This window comes from Ruegeria sp. G10, from assembly GCF_056533645.1.
Map to the genome: position 1 here is coordinate 1 of NZ_JBQFOQ010000028.1, position 3,160 is coordinate 3,160.

Below are 3,160 nucleotides of genomic sequence, written 5' to 3' on the forward strand. Positions count from 1 at the left end.
TCCATCTATAGGATTTTTTTATTCAGTGATTGATATTCTCGATTTTACATATGGGGTATGAGGTTGCAAATGATTGTGTATCGGGATGTGTTGGAGGGATTTGGTGATGGGATTTGAGGGTAAGCTTGAAGCGCCGCGTATGGGGGAGGCTTATTTGCTGACGCCTGGCCCTTTGACGACGTCTTATGCGGTGAAGCAGGCGATGTTGCGGGACTGGGGCAGCTGGGATGATGATTTCCGGGCGATGACGCGGGATATGCGGTCGCGGCTGCTGGCGCTGCTGGGCGAGGGGGCCGGGGATTTCGACTGCGTTCCGATGCAGGGCTCGGGCAGTTTTGCGGTTGAGGCGATGCTGGCCTCGTTCATCCCGAAGGACGGCAAGGCGCTGGTGCTGGCGAATGGGGCCTATGGGCAACGCTCGGCGCAGACGTTGCAGTATCTGGGCCGCGATCATCTGGTGCTGGACAAGGGCGATTACCTGCCGCCACGCGGGTCGGAAGTGGCCGAGATCCTGGCCAAGGACCCTGCGATCACCCATGTGGTTGCGATCCATTGCGAGACGTCCTCGGGCATTCTGAACCCGGTCGAGGAGATTTCCGAAGCCGTCTACGGGGCGGGGCGCAAGCTGCTGATCGATTCGATGTCGGCTTTTGGCGCGATCGAGTTGAAGCCGTCCGAGATCCGGTATGAGGCGATGGTGTCCTCGGCCAACAAATGCATCGAGGGCGTGCCGGGCTTTGGCTTTATCATCGCCCGCAAGGATGAGCTGGAAGCGGCCAAGGGCAACAGCCACTCGCTGAGCCTTGATGTGCATGCGCAATGGGCGCATATGGAAAAGACCGGCCAGTGGCGGTTCACCCCGCCGACCCATGTGGTTGCAGCCTTCCTCGAAGCGCTCAAGGCACATGAGGCCGAAGGCGGTGTTGCGGGGCGCGGCGCGCGTTACACCCGCAACCGCGACGTGATGGTTGCAGGCATGCGCGAGCTGGGGTTCGAGACGTTGCTGCAGAACCGCTGGCTGAGCCCGATCATCGTGACGTTTTTCTGCCCTGCGGACGAGAAATTCGTGTTCGACCGCTTTTACGATCTGATGAAGGACAAAGGCTTTATCATCTATCCGGGCAAGCTGACGGTTGTGGACAGTTTCCGCGTCGGCTGCATCGGGCAGATGGATGAGCATGTGATGCGGCAGGTTGTTGCTGCCGCCAAGGAAACCCTGGCCGAGATGGGGGTCGCCAGCGCGGCACCTCCGGCTCTTGCGCTGGAAGAACGCGCCAAACTGGCCGCATAAGAAACAAGGACACCCCCAAATGACCATCCAAACCCCCGTGACCGCGAATGAGCGTGTCTATCCGGCCCCCAAAGTGCCTGCCATTGCCATCTGCCTGGACGGCTGCGAGCCGGAATACCTGGAAGTGGCCATCGCCAAGGGCCTGATGCCGACGCTCAAGCGCATCCGCGAGACCGGCACCGACCGTCTGGCGCATTCGGTGATCCCCAGCTTTACCAACCCCAACAACCTGTCGATTGCCACCGGTCGCCCGCCGATCGTGCACGGGATTTGCGGCAACTTCCTCTATGACCCGGAAACCGGCGAAGAGGTGATGATGAACGACGTGCGCTTCCTGCGCGCGCCGACCATCTTCTCGCAATTCTACGAGGCCGGCTATCGCGTCGCCATGGTCACGGCCAAGGACAAGCTGCGCGCACTGCTGGGCGCAGGGCTGAAGTTCGACGACGACCGCGCGGTTGCGTTTTCCGCGGAACGTTCGGGTGAGACCACCAAGGCCGAGCACGGCATCGACAATGCCAGCGCCTGGCTGGGGATGCCGGTTCCGGAAGTGTATTCCGCCGAGCTGTCGGAATTTGTCTTTGCTGCCGGTGTGAAGCTGCTGAAAGAGATGCGCCCGGACGTGATGTACCTGTCGACCACCGACTATGTGCAGCACAAGTTTGCCCCTGAAGAGCAGGGCGCGCTGGATTTCTACGCCATGTTCGACAAGTATCTGGCGCAGTTGGATGAAATGGGCGCGGCCATCGTCGTCACCGCCGACCACGGCATGAAGGCCAAGCACGAGCCGGTCTCGAAAGAGCCCTCGGTCATCTACATGCAGGACGTGTTTGACGAGTGGCTGGGTGAGGGCAAGGCCCGCGTGATCCTGCCGATCACCGACCCGTATGTGGTTCACCACGGCGCGCTTGGCTCGTTCGCTACGGTCTACCTGCCCGAAGGCGCTGACCGGGATGAGGTCAAGGCCAAGGTTGCAGCCCTGCCCGAGATGCTGGAAGTGCTGACCAAGGAAGAAGCGGTTGCCACATACGAACTGCCCGCCGACCGCATCGGTGACCTGACCATGGTCTGCACCGGCGAGATGACCATCGGCACCTCTGAGGATCGTCATGACCTAGCGGCCTTGGGTGAGCCGCTGCGCAGCCATGGCGGCTTGACCGAGCAGGAGGTGCCCTTCATCGTCAACCGGGTGATCGATCTGGGCAACGCGCCCGATCTGCGCAACTTTGATGCGTTTTTCTACGCCACAACAGCGGCGGCGCAGTAAGCCATGAAGGACCAGACTGTGTCTGAGATCAGAAACGAGGGGATGCGCATCGGCGGCGAGATCGTCTTTACCGACGAGACGGTGCCGGTTCTCTATCCCTACACCAACGAGGTGATCGGCCATGTCCCCGCGGGCAAGGCCGAGCACGCCCGCAAGGCGTTCGAGATTGCAGCGGCGTATAAACCGAAGCTGACCCGGTACGAACGCAGCCAGATCCTGCAACGCGCCGGTGAACTGATCGGTGAACGCCGCGAGTATCTGGCCAAATGGCTGGTGCTGGAGCTGGGCATCTGCCACCAGCACGCGATCTACGAGACCAAGCGCGCGCAGGATGTCTATCAGTTCGCCGCCGCCGAGGCGCTGAAGGATGATGGCGAGATCTTTTCCTGCGACCTGACCCACAATGGCAAGGACCGTAAGATCTTCACCACCCGCGAACCGGTGGGCGCGATCAGCGCGATCACGCCCTTCAACCACCCGCTGAACATGGTCAGCCATAAGATCGCGCCCTCGATTGCGTCGAACAACTGCATGGTCTGCAAGCCGACCGAGCTGACGCCGCTGACGGCGCTGACATTGGCGGATATTCTCTATGAGGCTGG

At 61.0% G+C, this 3,160-nt stretch carries 3 protein-coding genes; all 3 read left to right on the top strand.

Annotated elements, in window-relative coordinates:
• Window positions 1–106 precede the first annotated feature (106 nt).
• On the top strand, window positions 107–1,291 hold the full coding sequence (locus ACR0KM_RS20935; protein ID WP_480858491.1) for a 2-aminoethylphosphonate--pyruvate transaminase: 1,185 nt from the start codon (window positions 107–109) through the stop codon (window positions 1,289–1,291).
• Window positions 1,292–1,310: 19 nt separating this feature from the next.
• A complete protein-coding gene (gene phnA, locus ACR0KM_RS20940) occupies window positions 1,311–2,558 on the top strand; it encodes a phosphonoacetate hydrolase (RefSeq protein ID WP_480858493.1) in 1,248 nt (415 codons plus the stop codon).
• Between the two features lie 3 nt (window positions 2,559–2,561).
• Window positions 2,562–3,160 (top strand): aldehyde dehydrogenase family protein (locus tag ACR0KM_RS20945; protein WP_480865571.1); only part of this gene is annotated, 599 nt, incomplete at its 3' end.